The 17363-nt window shown below is 66.9% G+C and carries 15 protein-coding genes; 9 read left to right on the forward strand and 6 right to left on the reverse strand.

Translation table 11 applies throughout. The features are described 5' to 3' along the window. Positions 1 to 107: 107 nt before the first annotated feature. The 7 genes from AC13CR_RS09125 to AC13CR_RS09155 all read left to right on the forward strand — a co-directional run bounded on the left by AC13CR_RS09125 (position 108) and on the right by AC13CR_RS09155 (position 9547). Positions 108 to 3446 carry a transglutaminase family protein gene (locus AC13CR_RS09125; RefSeq protein ID WP_292978303.1) on the forward strand — a complete coding sequence of 1113 codons (3339 nt, stop codon included), beginning with the start codon at positions 108 to 110 and terminating at the stop codon, positions 3444 to 3446. 6 nt (positions 3447 to 3452) lie between these two features. Then, entirely contained in the window at positions 3453 to 5843 is a 2391-nt protein-coding gene (locus AC13CR_RS09130) for a circularly permuted type 2 ATP-grasp protein (protein ID WP_293013790.1), read from the forward strand. Further along, positions 5843 to 6721 (forward strand): transglutaminase family protein, encoded by an 879-nt coding sequence (locus tag AC13CR_RS09135; RefSeq protein ID WP_292958743.1) that lies wholly within the window; start codon positions 5843 to 5845, stop codon positions 6719 to 6721. Before AC13CR_RS09130 ends, AC13CR_RS09135 begins: the two co-directional genes overlap by 1 nt. Positions 6722 to 6957: 236 nt before the next feature. Beyond that, positions 6958 to 7860 (forward strand): polyphosphate kinase 2, encoded by a 903-nt coding sequence (gene ppk2 / locus AC13CR_RS09140; protein WP_292958741.1) that lies wholly within the window; start codon positions 6958 to 6960, stop codon positions 7858 to 7860. 35 nt (positions 7861 to 7895) lie between these two features. Further along, positions 7896 to 8762 carry a PhzF family phenazine biosynthesis protein gene (locus AC13CR_RS09145; protein ID WP_292958739.1) on the forward strand — a complete coding sequence of 289 codons (867 nt, stop codon included), beginning with the start codon at positions 7896 to 7898 and terminating at the stop codon, positions 8760 to 8762. Beyond that, positions 8759 to 9046, forward strand: coding sequence for a DUF1330 domain-containing protein (locus AC13CR_RS09150; protein ID WP_292958737.1), 288 nt, complete (start codon positions 8759 to 8761; stop codon positions 9044 to 9046). The genes AC13CR_RS09145 and AC13CR_RS09150 overlap by 4 nt, the downstream gene beginning before the upstream one ends. Positions 9047 to 9085: 39 nt before the next feature. Then, a complete protein-coding gene (locus AC13CR_RS09155) occupies positions 9086 to 9547 on the forward strand; it encodes a tellurite resistance TerB family protein (RefSeq protein WP_292958735.1) in 462 nt (153 codons plus the stop codon). On the opposite strand, the gene AC13CR_RS09160 is transcribed toward AC13CR_RS09155, so the two are convergent. The 3 genes from AC13CR_RS09160 to AC13CR_RS09170 are packed head-to-tail and all read right to left on the reverse strand — an operon-like array spanning position 9544 to position 12913. Beyond that, complete coding sequence (locus AC13CR_RS09160) at positions 9544 to 10854, reverse strand: NAD(P)/FAD-dependent oxidoreductase (RefSeq protein ID WP_446232224.1); 1311 nt, start codon at positions 10852 to 10854, stop codon at positions 9544 to 9546. The genes AC13CR_RS09155 and AC13CR_RS09160 overlap by 4 nt on opposite strands. Next, a complete protein-coding gene (locus tag AC13CR_RS09165; protein WP_292958731.1) occupies positions 10851 to 12206 on the reverse strand; it encodes a glutamine synthetase family protein in 1356 nt (451 codons plus the stop codon). The genes AC13CR_RS09160 and AC13CR_RS09165 overlap by 4 nt, the downstream gene beginning before the upstream one ends. After that, positions 12203 to 12913: a type 1 glutamine amidotransferase gene (locus tag AC13CR_RS09170; RefSeq protein WP_292958729.1), complete on the reverse strand. Its 711-nt coding sequence runs from the start codon at positions 12911 to 12913 to the stop codon at positions 12203 to 12205. Before AC13CR_RS09170 ends, AC13CR_RS09165 begins: the two co-directional genes overlap by 4 nt. A gap of 147 nt (positions 12914 to 13060) precedes the next feature. On the opposite strand from AC13CR_RS09170, the gene AC13CR_RS09175 reads away from it, so the two are divergent. Further along, a complete protein-coding gene (locus tag AC13CR_RS09175) occupies positions 13061 to 14188 on the forward strand; it encodes an aminotransferase class V-fold PLP-dependent enzyme (protein ID WP_482900787.1) in 1128 nt (375 codons plus the stop codon). Positions 14189 to 14276: 88 nt separating this feature from the next. Beyond that, positions 14277 to 14597: an NINE protein gene (locus AC13CR_RS09180; protein ID WP_446233068.1), complete on the forward strand. Its 321-nt coding sequence runs from the start codon at positions 14277 to 14279 to the stop codon at positions 14595 to 14597. Positions 14598 to 14665: 68 nt separating this feature from the next. Here the strand turns inward: AC13CR_RS09180 and AC13CR_RS09185 are convergent, their stop codons facing one another. The 3 genes from AC13CR_RS09185 to AC13CR_RS09195 all read right to left on the reverse strand — a co-directional run bounded on the left by AC13CR_RS09185 (position 14666) and on the right by AC13CR_RS09195 (position 17357). Continuing rightward, a complete protein-coding gene (locus tag AC13CR_RS09185; RefSeq protein WP_482900788.1) occupies positions 14666 to 15232 on the reverse strand; it encodes a fused DSP-PTPase phosphatase/NAD kinase-like protein in 567 nt (188 codons plus the stop codon). 80 nt (positions 15233 to 15312) lie between these two features. After that, positions 15313 to 16689, reverse strand: a complete 1377-nt coding sequence (locus AC13CR_RS09190; RefSeq protein WP_446238270.1) for a sensor histidine kinase — start codon at positions 16687 to 16689, stop codon at positions 15313 to 15315. Continuing rightward, the gene (locus AC13CR_RS09195; protein WP_292958719.1) at positions 16686 to 17357 is read right to left on the reverse strand and encodes a response regulator transcription factor; all 672 of its coding nucleotides are present in this window, start codon (positions 17355 to 17357) and stop codon (positions 16686 to 16688) included. Before AC13CR_RS09195 ends, AC13CR_RS09190 begins: the two co-directional genes overlap by 4 nt. Positions 17358 to 17363: the final 6 nt, after the last annotated feature.

The raw sequence follows: 17363 nt of genomic DNA on the forward strand, positions 1-17363 counted from the left end.
AGAGGGGCAGCGCCCCTGCCGGCACGCCGGCAAGGACAAGCCGGCTTTGTGTCTCGCCCTCGGCTGCGCATTGTGTAAGCTGAGCAAAAGCCGAACAGGGACGGATCATGTCGATCAAGGCCAGCATCTACCACCTGACCCACTACAGATACGACCGCCCGGTCAGCCTGGGTCCACAGATCATCCGCCTGCGGCCGGCGCCGCATTCGCGCACCCGGGTGCTGTCGCATTCGCTGAAAGTCTCGCCCGCGGATCATTTCGTCAATCACCAGCAGGATCCCTTTGGAAACTGGCTGGCCCGCTTCGTCTTTCCCGAACCGGTGCGCGAATTGAAGATCGAGGTCGATCTGGTCGCGGACATGAGCATCCACAACCCGTTCGACTTCTTCGTCGAGGACAGCGCCGACCAATGGCCTTTCGATTACGCCCCCGACCTGGCCGAGGAGCTGGTGCCCTACCGGCAGGCCGAACCGGCGGGACCGCTGCTGCGCAAGCTGCTGGACAGCATCCCGCGCCAGAAGACCCGAACAGTCGATTTCGTGGTCAACCTGAATGCCCGGATCGCGGGCGAAACCGGCTATACGATCCGGATGGAGCCGGGCGTCCAGACGCCCGAGGAAACGCTGTCGCTGAAAAGCGGATCCTGCCGCGATTCCAGCTGGCTGCTGGTCAATGCCCTGCGCCACCTGGGTTTCGCGGCGCGCTTCGTGTCGGGCTATCTGATCCAGTTGAAGCCCGACCTGAAGGCGCTGGACGGTCCCTCGGGCACCGAGGTCGATTTCACCGACCTTCATGCCTGGGCCGAGGTCTATCTGCCCGGCGCGGGCTGGATCGGGCTGGATCCGACATCCGGCCTGCTGACCGGTGAAAGCCATATCCCGCTGGCCGCCGCGCCGCATTACCGGTCCTGCGCCCCGATCAGCGGCGCGGCCAGCTTTGCCGAGGTCGATTTCAACTTCGACATGCAGGTGCGCCGGGTGGCCGAGCATCCGCGCATTACCAAACCGTTCAGCGACGAGGCATGGGCCAGCCTGGACCGGCTGGGCGAGACCGTCGATGCCGCCCTGCGCAAGGGCGATGTGCGCCTGACCATGGGCGGCGAGCCGACCTTCGTGTCGATCGACGACTTCGAAAGCGAGGAATGGAACACCGCCGCCGTCGGCCCGGCCAAGCGCGTCCTGGCCGACAAGCTGGTTCGCAGGCTGCGCAAGCGTTTCGCACCGAACGGATTTCTGCATTACGGGCAAGGCAAATGGTATCCGGGCGAAACCCTGCCGCGATGGACCTTCTCTATCTACTGGCGGCGGGACGGCCAGCCGGTCTGGCAGAACCCCGACCTGATCGCGCAAGAGGTCGACGAGGGCGCGGTCACGCCGTTGCAGGCGCAGGAATTGCTGCGCGAGGTCGCGCGGGAACTGGATGTCAGCGACGCCAATGTCATGCCCGCCTATGAAGACCCGGCCGAATGGCTGGTGCGCGAAGCGAAGCTGCCGCCCAACGTGACGCCCGAAAACTCGAAGCTCGACGATACCGAGGAACGGCACCGCATCGCCGCCGTCTTCGATCGCGGCCTGACCGAACCCGTCGGCTTCGTGCTGCCGGTGCAAAGCTGGCAATCGAAATCCCACCTGCGCTGGTATTCGGAAAAGTGGCGGCTGCGGCGCGGACATGTCTTCCTGGTGCCCGGCGACAGCCCGGTCGGCTATCGCCTGCCGCTGAATTCGCTGCCCTGGCTGCCACCCTCGGTCTATCCCTATATCAACCCGACCGATCCCGCCGTGGACCGCCCGCCCCTGGCCGATCCGTCGCCGATCCCGCCGGCGCGCAAGTCCCAGCCGATGGCCAGTTTCGTGGCCGGCGGCCCGGTTCAGGGGGTCGTCGAACAGGGCCAGCCCCGGGGCGATGGCGAACACGACCTGTCCGGGCTGGTTCGCACCGCGCTGTCGGTCGAGCCCAAGAACGGCCGGCTCTGCGTGTTCATGCCCCCCGTCGCCACGCTGGAGGAATACCTGGATCTGCTGCGCGCGGTCGAGGCCGCCGCCCTGCGGCTGGATCTGAAGGTCCATGTCGAAGGCTATGCGCCGCCGCACGATCCGCGGCTGAACGTGATCCGTGTCGCCCCCGATCCCGGCGTGATCGAGGTGAACATCCATCCCGCCGAAAGCTGGCAGGATTGCGTCCGGATCACGCAGGGCGTCTATGACGATGCCCGCCAGTCGCGGCTGGGGGCCGAGAAATTCATGATCGACGGCAAGCATGCCGGCACCGGCGGCGGCAACCATGTCGTCGTGGGCGGCGCGACCACGAATGACAGTCCGTTCTTGCGCCGCCCGGATCTGCTGGCCAGCCTGATCCTGTACTGGAACCGCCATCCCTCGCTGTCCTATCTGTTCTCGGGCCTGTTCATCGGTCCGACCTCTCAGGCCCCGCGCATCGACGAGGCCCGCCACGACGCGCTCTACGAACTGGAAATCGCGCTGTCCCAGATCCCCGCGCCCGGTCGCGGCCCCGCCCCGCTGCCATGGCTGGCCGACCGGCTGTTGCGCAACATCCTGACGGATGTGACCGGCAACACCCACCGGGCCGAGATCTGCATCGACAAGCTGTATTCCCCCGATGGCCCGACCGGGCGGCTGGGACTGGTCGAGTTTCGCGGCTTCGAGATGCCGCCCGATGCGCGGATGAGCCTGGCCCAGCAATTGCTGCTGCGCGCCCTGATCGCGCGGTTCTGGAACGAACCGCTGACCGGTGATCTGACCCGCTGGGGCACGGCCCTGCATGACCGCTTCATGCTGCCGCATTTCGTCTGGACCGATTTCTGCGACGTTTTGCAGGACATGACGAACCACGGCTTTCCGATGCAACGGGAATGGTTCAGGGCGCAGGCCGAATTCCGCTTTCCCTTCTGCGGCGAGACTCAGGTCGAGGGCGTGCATCTGGAACTGCGCCAGGCGCTGGAGCCGTGGCACGTCCTGGGCGAGACCGGCGCGCTTGGCGGCACCGTGCGCTATACCGACAGCTCGACCGAGCGTTTGCAGGTCAAGCTGTCCGCCGCCGATCCGACCCGCTATCAGGTGCTGTGCAATGGCCGCGCGCTGCCGCTGACAGATATCGGCGCGAGCGAGGCCGTGGCCGGTGTGCGTTTCAAGGCATGGCAGCCCGCCTCCGCGATGCATCCCGTCATCCCGGTCGATGCGCCGCTGACCTTCGACATCTTCGACACCTGGTCGGCCCTCGCGCTTGGCGGCTGCGTCTATCACGTCGCCCATCCCGGCGGGCGCAACTACGAGACTTTCCCCGTCAACAACAACGAGGCCGAGGCGCGCCGACTGGCCCGGTTCCAGCCGTTCGGCCATCGTCCGGGCCATTTCCATGTCGTCGCGCCCGAACGGCCGCATCGCGAATTTCCGATGACGCTGGATCTGCGGCGCGCGGTCGGGATCTGAGGCATCATGCCGGGCGATGTGCGGATCGACGGCCTGAACGGGGCGGGGCGGGGCCTCTATCGCGCGCTGCCGGGACTACCCGACGAGATGGTCGATGCCGAAGGCGCGATCCGCCCGCTGTGGCGGCGTCTGGCCGGCCATATCGGCGCCCTGGACGCCGAGGCACTGACCCGCGATCTGGCCCGCGCCGACCGGTACCTGCTGGATAGCGGGGTGTTCTTTCGCCAATACGGCGCCGGGCAATCGACCGAGCGGACATGGCCGCTGAGCCATATTCCCGTCCTGCTGTCCGAGGCCGACTGGGCGCAGATTTCGGCCGCCCTGATCCAGCGCGCCGATCTGCTGGAATCGGTCATGGCCGATCTTTACGGACCGAATGATCTGGTCGCCTCGGGGCGGCTTCCGGCGCAATTGGTGGCTGGCAATCGCGAATGGCTGCGCCCCATGGTGGGGGTGCGGCCGCGTTCGGGGCATTACCTGCATTTCCTCGCCTTCGAACTTGGCCGGGGACCGCGCGGCAATTGGTGGGTGCTGGCCGACCGGGCACAGGCGCCTTCGGGGGCGGGCTACGCGCTGGAAAACCGCGTCGCCACCGCGCGCGCCTTAGGCGAAGTCTATGGTCAGGAAAACGTGCACCGGCTGGCCGGCTTCTTTCGCGATTTCCGCGATGCGCTGCTGGCCCAGGCCGGGCGCGGCGGCGGCCGGGTGGCGATCCTGTCCCCCGGCCCGATGAACGAGACCTATTTCGAACATGCCTATATCGCGCGCTATCTGGGCATCACGCTGGTCGAGGGCGGCGATCTGGCGGTTGCGGGCGACCGGCTGACGGTGCGAACCGTCTCCGGAATGCGGCCGGTCGAGGTCTTGTGGCGCAGGCTCGATTCCAGCTATGCCGATCCGCTGGAACTGGATCCGGCCTCGCGGATCGGCACGCCCGGCATGGTCGCGACCCTGCGCGCCGGGCAGGTCACGATGGTCAACCAGATCGGTTCGGGCGTGCTGGAAACGCGCGCGCTGATGGCGTTCCTGCCGAAACTGGCCCGCGATCTGACCGGCACCCCGCTGGCCATGCCCAATATCGCGACCTGGTGGTGCGGCGATGCCAGCGCCCGCGCCGCCGTCCTGGATGCGCCGGACCGGATGTTTCTGTCGGACGCGCTGGCCACGGCGATGCCCTTCGACCGCAATGCCGACCAGGTCCGCGCCTCGGACCTGGCGCCCCGGGCGCTGGCGGCGCGGCTGGCGGCGCGGGGGTCGGATCTGGTCGCACAAGAGGCGGTGACGCTGTCCACCACGCCGGCGCTGGTCGAGGGGCGGCTGGTGCCGCGTCCGATGTCGATGCGGGTCTATCTGGCGCGGACCGAACAGGGCTGGACGGCCATGCCCGGCGGCTTCGCGCGCATCGGCGCATCCGAGGACGCCTCGGCCATCGCCATGCAGCAGGGCGGCAGCGCCGCCGATGTCTGGGTCATCAGTCCCGAACCCGTGGCCGCGGTGACGCTGAGCCGCCCGGCCCGTGCCGACCGGCCGCGGCGGACGCCCGGCGCCCTGCCCGCGCGCGCCGCCGACAACCTGTTCTGGCTTGGCCGCTATGTCGAACGGGCCGAAACCATCGTGCGGCTGATGCGGGCGTATCACGGCCGCCTTGCCGAAGGCGACGCGACCAGCGACGCGCTGAGGGCGGCCGCGACGCCGCTGTTCCGCCTGATGGGCCTTGCAGCCGACAAGGGCATTCCGCAGGCATTGCTGGACAATCTGGCCGCCGCCATTGCCAGCGCCGGCGCGGTGCGCGACCGTTTCTCGCCCGATGCATGGCTGGCGCTGCACGATCTGGACCGCAGCGCCCGGCGCATGGCATTGCGGGTAACGCCGGGCGACGACGCCGCCCGCGCGCTCAGCGCGCTGTTGCGCAAGCTGGCGGGCATTTCGGGACTGGTCCACGAGAACATGTATCGCTTTACCGGCTGGCATTTCCTGTCCATCGGCCGGCTGCATGAACGCGCCATGGGCATCTCGGCGGCGCTGGCGGTTCTGGCCGATCCGGATGCGCCCGAGGGGGCGCTGGATCTGGCCATCGACATGGCCGACAGCGTCCTGACCCATCGCCGCCGCTTCGCCACCGCGACCACGCGCGAAACGGTGCTGGATCTGCTGGCGCTGGATGGGCTGAACCCGCGCGCGCTGCGCCATCAGATCGACGGCTTGCGCGACCAGATCGACGCGCTGCCCGCCGCCAATGATCACGGCGCCCTGTCGCCGCTGGCCCGGGCGGTTTTGCGCCTTCACGCCGAGATCGCCACCGCCGAACCCGAGGCACTGACGACCGCGGCATTGTGGTCGATGCGGTCGCGGATCGCCGCGCTGTCGGATCTCTTGACCACGGACTACTTCCACTGATGCGATATCGCCTTCGCCTGACGCTTCGCTATGATTTTGCCCGGCCAACCGGCGCCGGGCGGCAATTGCTGCGGATCTGCCCGACAACGATCCCCGCCATCCAGAGCGTCGAGCGCTGCGAGGTCGAGATCACCCCCGCCCCGGTCGAGCGCGGCACCTTCGCCGATTTTTTCGGCACCGAGGTGATCCAGTTGGTCCTGCCCGCCGGCATGACCAGTCTGAGCTTCGAGATGACCGGCCAGGTGACGCGGCACGGGATCGATTCGGTGCTGGACCTTTCAGCGCCCCTGCCCCGCCTGGCCCCCGAGTTGGCCGAGATTGCCGATCTCGGCCGCCATTCGCCACATCATTTCCTGCGCCCCTCGCCGCGCATCGCCCCCGAGCCAGACATCGCCGCCTTCGCCGCGCGCGCGACCGCGGGCGCCCCCACGGCGCGTGCGGCGACCGAGAGGCTGGGCCTTGCGCTGCACGAGGTGATGCGGTTCGACGCCAGTGCCACGCAGGTCGATACCCCCATCGCCGAGGCGTTCCGACACCGCCACGGCGTCTGTCAGGATTTCTCGCAGATCATGATCGCGGGCCTGCGCGCCCTGGGCATTCCGGCGGGCTATGTCTCGGGCTTTCTGCGCACGCAGCCGCCGCCCGGACGGCCCCGGCTGGAAGGCGCGGACGCGATGCATGCCTGGGTCCGGGCCTGGACCGGGATCGAGGCGGGCTGGACCGAATATGATCCGACCAATGCCTGTTTCGTCTCGGCCGATCATGTGGTGATCGGCTACGGCCGCGACTATTCCGATACCGCGCCGATCACCGGCTCGCTGCGCCTTTCGGGCAGCCAGATCGGCAGCCACGGCGTCGATATCGCCGAGATCGGCTGAGCCCGCTTGCACCGGGCCCGACCGCGTGGGAACATCCTGCTGTTCGCAACACGGAAGCTTGGGATGTGCCCCACCGCCATCTTGCTTGCGCTGCTGGCAGGCCCCGGCGGGCCCGCCATCGCCGCCGCGCCCCCTGATCCCGGCCGCGGCGCGGCCCGGTCGGGATGCCGACGGATGCAGAACCTTTCCATTCCCGCCCTGGATGTCGTTGTGAGAAAGCGCAGAGAACACGAATGATGGACGAGCCCAAGGACTGGCTGGAAGCCGAATTGCAGGACACGCTGGACGAGGACATCGAGATCGAGCTGGAAGACGCGATCCTGTCCGAGGAGGTGCGCCGCATCTATCGCGAGAACCATCCCGAACAGATGCCGCGCAGCCGCTATTTCCACGAGCTTCTGCGCCTTCAGGCCGAACTGATCCGGCTTCAGGACTGGGTCAGCTATCACAAGGAAAAGGTCGTGGTCCTGTTCGAGGGCCGCGATTCCGCCGGCAAGGGCGGCGCGATCAAGCGCATCACCCAGCGGCTGAACCCGCGCGTGGCCCGCGTGGTGGCCCTGCCCGCCCCGTCCGACCGCGAAAAGACGCAATGGTATTTCCAGCGTTACGTTCCGCATCTGCCGGCGGGCGGCGAGATCGTGCTGTTCGACCGATCCTGGTATAACCGCGCGGGCGTCGAACGGGTCATGGGCTTTGCCTCGGACGACGAGATCGAGCAGTTCTTCCAGGACGTTCCCGAATTCGAACGGATGCTGGTCCGGTCCGGGATTCGACTGGTGAAATACTGGTTCTCGGTCACCGACGAGGAACAGCAGATGCGATTCCTGATGCGCATCCATGATCCGCTGAAGCAATGGAAGCTGTCGCCGATGGATCTGCAAAGCCGGGTCCGCTGGGAAGCCTATACCAAGGCCAAGGAAGAGATGTTCGAACGCACCAACATCGCCGAGGCGCCGTGGTACATCGTCCCCGGCAACGACAAGAAACGGGCCCGCCTGAACTGCATCAGTCACCTGCTGGGGCTGATGCCCTATACCGATGTGCCCCATGAAGAGGTTCATCTGCCGCAACGCGTCTTCAACCCCGATTACGAGCGCGAGGTGCTGCCGCGCGATCTCTACGTGCCGCAGAAATACTGAGACCGCCGCGCGGTCCGACCACGGAGACATGGCGAATGCTGGGCTTCCAGATCTGGGACGTCTTTACCGAACGCGCGTTCAGCGGCAATCCGCTGGCCGTGGTTTCGGACGCGGACATCCTGACCACGGCGCAGATGCAGGCGATGGCGCGCCAGTTCAACCTGTCCGAGACGATCTTCGTCATGGCACCGCGCGATCGGGCCCATACCGCGCGGGTCCGCATCTTCACGCCGACCGCCGAAATACCCTTCGCGGGCCATCCGACCATCGGCTGCGCCCTGCATCTGTCGAAGGGGCGCGACATGCGGATCGTGCTGGAGGAAAAGGCCGGGCCGGTTCCGGTCCAGGTTCGCGACGGCCAGGCGGATTTCATTGCGCCGCGATTGCCGGTCATGCTGCCGGGGCGGGCCGAACCCGGCCTGATCGCGCGGGCGCTTGATCTGCCGGCGGATGCGATCGGGCCAGACGGCCATCAGCCGGGCATCTGGCAGGGCGGTCCGGCATTCCTGTTCGTTCCCATTCGCGATCCGGCCTCTCTGGCCGCCGCCCGCCCGGTCGAACCCTGCTGGTCGCAGGCGGTGGTGCCGGGGATCGTGGGCGCCTATCTCTATACCCCGGATCGGGGCGGCTATCGCGCCCGGATGTTCGCGCCCACGGCCGGCATACCCGAAGACCCGGCCACCGGTTCGGCCTCGGCCATCCTTGCCGGGCCGCTGCTGGCATCGGGCGTGCTGAGCAGGGGCGAGAACCGGATCGCGCTTCGACAGGGAATCGAGATGGGGCGACCCTCGCGGATCGGCCTGACCGCCATCGTGCGGGACGGCGCCCTGACCGAAATTCGGATTTCTGGCCGGGCGGCGAAGGTCGCGGAAGGCCGCATCACCATACCGGAGGTCGAATGAAGGGTTATTGGATCGCGCATGTCTCGGTCGATGATGCGCAGGCTTACGAGGCCTACAGGCAGGCCAATGCCGCCGCCTTCGCGAAATACGGGGCGCGGTTTCTGGTCCGGGGCGGGCCGCAGGACGTGGTCGAGGGTGCCGCCCGGCCGCGCAGCGTGGTGCTGGAATTTCCCTCGATCGAGGCGGCTCGGGCCTGCTATCACAGCCCGGAATACCGGAGGGCCAAGGCGCTGCGCGATCCGGTCTCCCAGGTCGATCTGGTGATCGTCGAGGGCTGGGACTGAGTGCTTGCAGCCGCCGACAAATCCCATAAGATCACGTGCATGTTCCGCAATCTCCTGTCCCGCCTCTTTGCCGACGATACCGACGACGCACCCTTGCAGGCTCAGGATGCGGAGGTCGCGATCGCGGCGCTTCTGGTCCGGGTCGCCCGGGCGGATGATCGCTACGAGACCAGCGAAAGGCAGAGGATCGACCAGATCCTGGCGCGCCGCCGTGGTCTGAACATGGCCGAGGCCGCCGAACGCCGCGCCGTTGCGGAAATGATCGAGGCCGAGGCCCCCGACACGGTGCGCTTTACCCGGCTGATCAAGGACCGGATCCCGCTGGAGGACCGCGCCGGCGTCCTGTCGGCCATGTGGGAGGTCGCCTATGCCGATTCCCGCCGCGCCGCCGACGAAGAGACGCTGATCCGGCTGGTGGCGGGATTGCTGGGTATCCCCGATCGCGATTCCGGCCTGCTGCGCCAGCGCGTGCTGGAAGGTCTGGGCCTGAAATCGGGCTAGAATCCCAGCCGGTCGCGCAGCCCGTACCACGCCATTCCGGCAACCAGCAGCGGGCTGCGCAGGACGCGGCCGCCGGGAAAGGCGCGCGTGGGAACGGCGGCCATCGCATCGAAGCCCCCGGCCTGGCCGGTCACGGCCTGTGCCATCAGCCGGCCCGCCAGCGTCGCCATCGCGACCCCGTGCCCCGAAAAGCCGCTGGCCGACAGGCAATTCGGCGCCGGCCGGGCGAAACAGGGCATCCGGTTCATCGTGATCGCCAGAGTCCCGCCCCAGGCATGGGTCAGCCGCACGCCTTCAAGCTGCGGATAGACCGACAACAGGTGCGGTTGGACCACCGAGGCGATGTCCTGGGGAAACTTGTAGCGCACGGTCTCGCCACCGCCAAAGATCAGCCGGCGATCCTCATCCATCCGCCAGTAATTCACCACGAACTTGGTATCGGCGACGGCGCTGCGTTCGGGCAGGATCTCGGGGAAATCGTCGCCAAGGGGTTCGGTCGCGACGATGTAATTGTTGATCGGCATGACCCGCGCCGCGACCTTCGGCGCAAGATTGCCGATATAGCCGTTCCCGGCCAGGATGACGTGATCGCAACGGATCTTGCCGGTGTCGCAGTGAACGACACTCTTGTCGGTCGCGCTGCGGGCATGGGTGATGCGGTGGACATGGCTGTCCTCGAAGATGCGCGCGCCGGCCTCGGCGGCCAGCCGCGCCATGCCAAGCGACAGGTTCAGCGGATGAAGATGGCCCGCACCGCGGTCCAGATCGCCGCCCCGATAGGCGCTGCTGCCGATCAGCGCGGCAAGCGCGGCACGGTTCAGCGGCTGCACCTGGTCATAGCCGTAATCGCGGGCCAGGCGTTCGGCCATGCGCGCGGCGTGATCGACCTCTTCGTTGCTGCGGCAGGCATGGGCAATGCCGTCGCGGATCGGCAGATCCGCCTCGGCGGCCAGGGCGCGAACCAGCGACTTCGCCTCTTGCGACAGATCCCACAGGCGACGCGCGGCCTCGCGCCCCAGGCGATCCTCCAGCCAGTCGACCTCTTGCCGCTGTCCCGATCCGATCTGTCCGCCATTGCGCCCCGAGGCGCCAAAGCCCACCCGATGCGCCTCCAGCAGAACGACGTCATGGCCCTGCCGGGCCAGGTGCAGCGCCGCCGACAGACCGCAATAACCACCGCCGACCACCGCCACATCGGCCCGCAACCCGCCGCTGATGCGCCCGAAAGGGTTCAGCACGCGCCGCGTATCGGCATAGAGGCTGGGCGGATATTCGCCGCGGCGGTCGTTCAGAAACAGCAGGCTCATACGTTCAGCAACAGATGTTCGCGTTCCCAGGGGCTGATGACCTGCAGGAATTCCTTGTATTCATTGCGTTTCACGGATTCGTAGACGTCACAGAATTCCTCGCCCAGCACCTCGCGCATGGGTGCGCTGTCAGCCATCAGATCCAGCGCGTCGCCCAGGTTATAGGGCAGTTCGTCATGCGACATGTAGGCGTCGCCCAGATATTCGGCGCGCGGGTTTTCGGCCTCGATCAGCCCCAGATAGCCGCAGGCAAGGGATGCCGCGATGCCCAGATAGGGGTTGCAGTCCATCCCCGCCAGCCGGTTCTCGATCCGCCGGGCCTCGGGGCCCGAGATCGGCACCCGCAATCCGGTCGTTCGGTTGTCGCGGCCCCATTCCAGATTGATCGGTGCGGCGAAATCCGGGACATAGCGGCGATAGCTGTTGACATAGGGCGCCAGCAGCGCGATCGCCGCCGGCAGATGCCGCTGCATTCCGCCGATGAAATGCAGGAAGGATTCGGTTTCGCGGCCCTTCTCGTCCGAGAAGATGTTGCGACCGGTGGCGACATCGATGATCGAATGATGCATGTGCATCGCGCTGCCCGGCTCGCCTTCGATGGGCTTGGCCATGAAGGTGGCAAAGCAGTCGTGGCGCAGCGCCGCCTCGCGGATCAGCCGCTTGAAATAGAAGATCTCGTCGGCCAGCGCGACGGGATCGCCGTGGTTGAGGTTGATCTCGACCTGGCCCGCGCCGCCTTCCTGCAGGATGCCGTCGATCTCGAACCCCTGGGCTTCGGCGAAATCATAGATGTCGTCGATCACCTTGCCGTATTCGTCCACGGCCGACATGGAATAGGCCTGTTTGGCGGCGGCGCGCCTGCCGGTGCGGCCCATCGGCGGGATGATCGGCTGGTTCGGGTCGATGTTGCGGGCGACAAGAAAGAACTCCATCTCGGGCGCGACGACCGGTTTCCAGCCCTTGTCCTGATACAGACCCACGATCCGCTTCAGCACGTTTCGCGGCGCGATCGGCACCGGCTTTCCCTGCTGGTCCATCGCGTCATGGATCACCTGCATGGTCCAGTCCGCCGTCCACGGCGCCGCCGTTGCCGTGCTGAAATCCGGGGTCAGAACCATGTCTGGTTCGGTGAAGGCCCCAGAGGGATTGTCGGCCCATTCGCCGGTGATGGTCTGCAGGAAGATCGAATTGGGCAGATAGAATTTTTCCTGCCGCGCGAATTTCGAGGCGGGCATCGCCTTGCCCCGCGCCACACCCGCGATATCGGCCAGGATGCATTCGACCTCGTCCAGCCGCCGACCCGCCATGTAGTCGCGCGCGGCCTGCGGCACCTTGCCGATCCAGTCGCTCATGCCACCCCCCGCTCATCGCCGCGCGCCAGGGCCCTTGGCTGCTTGAAGAACGCCTCGATCCGGTCGGCGATGCCGGATGCATCGCGGGCCTGCCCCATGCGCGCGGCGGCGCGGTCCAGCAGATCCTGCGGAACCACGCCCCTCGCGCGCGTGTCCATCAGGCCCTGCACGAAAGCGTCGTCGAATTCGGGATGGGCCTGCACGGTGAAGGCGCGGTCGCCATAGATCAGCGCCGCGTTCCGGCAGAAATCGCTGCGGCCGGCGACCTCGGCCCCCTCGGGCCGGCTGACCACCTGATCCTGATGCCAGGCGTTCAGTGTCACGGGCTTGCCGCCGAAATCGTAATCCTGCGCGCCCACGGCCCAGCCGTCGGGATGTTTGACGACCTTGCCGCCCAGGGCCTGCGCGATGATCTGGTGGCCGAAACAGATGCCGACCATCGGCACGCCCGCCGAATGGGCCTGCCGGATGAAATCCTCCAGCGGTGGAATGAAGTCGTGATCCTCGTAGGCCCCGTGGCGCGAGCCGGTCAGAAGCCAGCCTTCGGCCTCGTGAACGTCCGCGGGAAACTCCATCCCCTCGACATGCCAGGTCCGGAAGGTAAAGCCGCGCCCGTCCAGCAGACGGACGAACATGTCGGGATAATCGCCCAGTTCGTCCTTCAACTGCGCGGGCGACTGGCCGCATTGAAGTATGCCGATACGCATGAAAATCCTGCGATGTTGCCTATGGCGGAAGCCTAGTCTCGGCGCAGGGGGAACCGCAAGGGGGCGCGGCGGTCGCCAGCCCTTTGACGGTCTTCCGCAGCGCGCCGGCCGGATCTAGTGTGGCGCCGCACCACAGGGAGAACCGCCATGCCTCATCTGCGCCCCGAGATCGACCCCGACGGGCTCGAGGAATTCTCGGTCGTTTTCACCGACCGCTCGCTGAACCACATGTCGCAAAGGTTCCAGCAGGTGATGCGCGACCTGTCCGCGACGCTGCGCCAGGTCTATGGCGCGGACCAAATCGCCATCGTGCCCGGCGGCGGCACCTATGCGATGGAATCGGTCGCCCGTCAGTTCGGCCGCGATGCTCATGCGCTGATCCTCCGCAACGGCTGGTTCAGCTATCGCTGGAGCCAGATATTCGAGGCGGGCGGTTTCGCGCGCGATACCACCGTGGCGATGGCCCGGCCCGCCGGGAACGCGCCCCAGCCCGCCTATGCACCCCCGCCCATCGAGGATGTCGCCGCGACGATCCGCGAAACCCGGCCCGATGCGGTCTTTGCCCCGCATGTCGAGACCTCGGCGGGATTGATCCTGCCGGACGACTACATCCGCGCGCTGTCCGAGGCCGCGCACGAGGTGGGCGCGCTGATGGTGCTGGACTGCATCGCATCGGGCGCGGTCTGGGTCGATATGGCCGCGACCGGCGTCGATGTGCTGATCTCGGCCCCGCAGAAGGGCTGGTCCTCGACACCCGCCGCCGGGCTGGTGATGCTGTCGCAGCGCGCCGCAGGCAGGCTGGAGAAGACCGAAAGCGACAGTTTCGCGATGGACCTGAAGAAATGGCGCGCGATCATGGCGGCCTATGAGGATGGCGGCCACGCCTATCACGCGACCATGCCGACCGATTCGCTGCTGGCGCTGCGCGACGCGATGGCGGAAACCCGCGCCATGGGGTTCGAAACCGCGCGCGCGGCGCAGTGGCGGCTGGGGGACGGCGTGCGGACGATGCTGGCCGAGAGGGGTGTCCGTTCGGTCGCCGCGCCGGGCTTTGGCGCGCCCGGCGTGGTGGTCAGCTATACCGACGATCCCCAGATCCGGTCAGGCCGCAAATTCGCGGAAGAAGGGATGCAGATCGCGGCCGGCGTGCCGCTGGCGGTGGGCGAGGGCGACGGGTTCTCGACCTTCCGGCTGGGTCTTTTCGGTCTGGACAAGCTGGCCGATGTCGATGGCACCCTGACGCGGCTGAAAGCGGTCTTCGACAGGGTGTTCTAGGCGGCGGATCTTGCGCAGTGCCGGGAAAATCCTATCTCGATGACCGGGCGACCTAGCCGCCCGATCTTGGGAAAGGAAACGCCGACCGATGGACAGCACAGGGCAATTGCTGATCGAACAGCGCATCGCGAACGAGGCGAAGTCACCCTTGGTCGCCTATCTGCTGGCGCTGGTCTTGTGGGGATTTGGCGCGCACCGCTTTTATCTGGGCCGCTATGTCAGCGGATTCCTGATGCTGGTCCTGTGGGGTTTCGGCCTGCTTACCGCGCCGATCCTGATCGGTTGGGTGCCCTTGGCCCTTGTCAGCATCTGGATGGTGATCGACCTGTTCCTGATTCCCGCCATGATCCGCGAGGACAAGGCGATCCTGCGCCAGCGCCTGACCGCCGAGGCCATCGCGGGTCGCTAGAGCCCGCGGACGAGCCCCTGACCATTGGCCATCGGGATCGGCACGCCGGGCTGGTGATCGTGGAGCCCTCATTCCAGCGCGGTCTTCGCCTCGATCCGTTCCCAGGTCTGATCCATGGGCCAAGCCTGCGACAGCACCGGGACCGAAAAATGGCCGAAGCGCAGGGAAAGCTGGCTTTCGGCGCGGTGCTCGTCCATGCCCTTGATCACGGCCTGATAGATCACCGAGGCAAGACCGGTGCGGTCGGCGCCCGACCGGCAATGGATCAGCAGGGGTTTCGGCGCATCGCGCAGGATCCGCGTGAGGTCGCGGATTTGCGTTTCGGTCAATTCCCGACTCGCCGACAGCGGAAAATCGATCAGCGTCATGCCAAGCGCCGCCGCTGCCCTGACTTCCTCGTCGTACCAGTCGGAACCGGGGCTGGCGCCGCGCAGGTTCAGCACGGTCCGGATGCCATAGCTGTCGCGATATCGGGCCAGGCGCGCGGCCGTGACCTGGTTCGAACGATAGACCTCACCAGCCACGACCGGGGCAAAATTTCCGCTGAGCTGAATGGCCCCGAGATACAGCCCCAGTCCGAGAAGCAGCAGGACGAAGGCGCCAAGCGCATATTTGAGACGGGTGTATAAGGACATGAGCGATCCATCCGGGACAGGGGCGCAGCGGCCGATGACGCCTTGTGAACCGCCGGCCCGCGACGGGCCTTGCCGCATCCTTACGGATTTGTAAGGGCGGCCGGGAAAAGGATCGAAACCCTCAGTCCGGGCGCGTTGTCCTGAAGCACCAGCGTCGCCTGATGAAGCTCGGCGATCGCCGAGACCAGGCTGAGGCCCAGCCCCGTTCCGGGCACCGACCGGCTGGCATCGAGGCGCACGAACCGTTCCAGGACCGGCCCGCGATCGGCCTCGGGGATGCCGGGGCCATTGTCGGAAACGGTCAGCACGGGCCGGTTTGCCCGCAGACCGACCTCGATTCTCACCGAGGCCGGCGGCGGGCAATGTTCGACCGCGTTCACCACCAGATTGGTCAGCGCCTGGGCCAGCAGATCCTCGTCGCCCGGGACGCGGACGGGCGCGGCCGGAAGGTCGATGTCGAGTGTATGGCCGGCCTCTTCGGCCGATGGCTGCAGGATTTCGCCGATCGAGGCAGCCAGCCGCACCAGATCGACGGGATCGTGACGCCGCCCCACGGTGCCCGACTGCAATCGTGCAAGACGCAGGATCGCGTCGAACGTCGCCGAGATGGCGTCGATGTCCATCAGGGCCGAGCCGATCTCGCGCCGGGCATCCGCCGGCAGCGTGCCGGAAAGGGCCTGTGGTTCCAGCCGCATCCTCAGCCGCGCCAGGGGCGCGCGCAGATCATGGGCAACATCGGTCGACACCTGCCGGATGGCCTCGACCCCGGTTTCGAGCCGGTCGAGCATCTGATCCACGCGGGCGGCGAGGTCGGCGATGTCGTCGTTGCCGCCGTCGCCGATCCGCCGATGCATGCGCCCGGCGCCGACTTCGTCGAGAACCCGGTCCATGCGGTCGATGCGGCGTTCGTTCCTGCGCGCGATGATCAGCGCAAGCCCGATGGACAACACCATCGCAAGAGCCAGCGACGATGCCGTCGTCTGCACCAGGATCTCGCCATTCTCGCTGACCCAGGCCTCGTCGCGTGCGGCGATGACCCAGCCGGGTTCGGTCCGGATCCCGAAGGCAAGATAGGCCTCGGCGCTGTCGGCCTGCTTGGGCGCGCCTGCCGGGATGTCGCGGCCGACAAGCAGACGGCGCGCGCCCTCGAAGGGGGCCGACAGCCGCAGCGAGCCGGTGGTCTGCCCCGAGGCGGCATCGACAAAGGCGAACAGGCTGGCGCCGTTCCTGCTGGAGCGGACCTGGGCGCGGATTTCCTCGTCAAGATCGGTCCGGTCGCCGGTGGACGCGATCCGCGCCAGGCTTTCTGCGCTGGATCGCACATCGGCCAGAAGGCGCTGGCTCATTTCCCGCGACAGGAAAAGATAGGACAAACCACCGGCCGACAAGGTGCCGATGGCGAAGACCGCCGACAATGCCAGCGCAAACCGCATCGACCAGGACAGCGGCCGTTTCATGGCTGCAAGACGTAGCCGACGCCGTGCAGCGTGACCAGATAATGCTTGTCGAAGGGCTTGTCGATCTTGTTGCGCAGGCGGCTGATATGGGTTTCGACGACGCTTGTCTTGGGATCGAATTGCAGCCCCCAGACCGATTCCAGCAAGACGGTACGGGTCTGCACGCGGCCCGGCCGTTCCATGAAATGTTTCAACAGCAGGAATTCCCTGGGCTGAAGGTCGACGCGCTGGCCGTCCCGTGCCGCCTCGCGCGTCAGCAGGTCCAGCCGAAGTTCTCCGATCACCAGTTCCACGACCTCGTCCCGCGTCGCCGGGCGGCGGCAGATCGTGTCGATCCGGGCAAGCAATTCGACGAAGGCAAAGGGCTTGACCATGTAGTCATCCGCGCCGCTGCGAAGCCCGGCCACCTTGTCATCGACCGCGCCCATCGCCGTCAGCAGGATCGCAGGGGCGTCGATCCTGGCCGCGCGCAGCGATTTCAGCACCGAAAGCCCGTCAAGTCCCGGCATCATCCGGTCCAGGATCAGAAGGTCGTATCCGGCCGACATCGCCTGCGACAGCGCCTCCCTGCCATCGGTCAGATGATCGACGACATGTCCTTCGCCGGACAGCCCCCGGACCACATAGGCGGCTGTTTCGGCGTCGTCTTCTGCAAGCAGGATGCGCATCGTGAA

The organism is Paracoccus sp. L-17 (assembly GCF_056857655.1).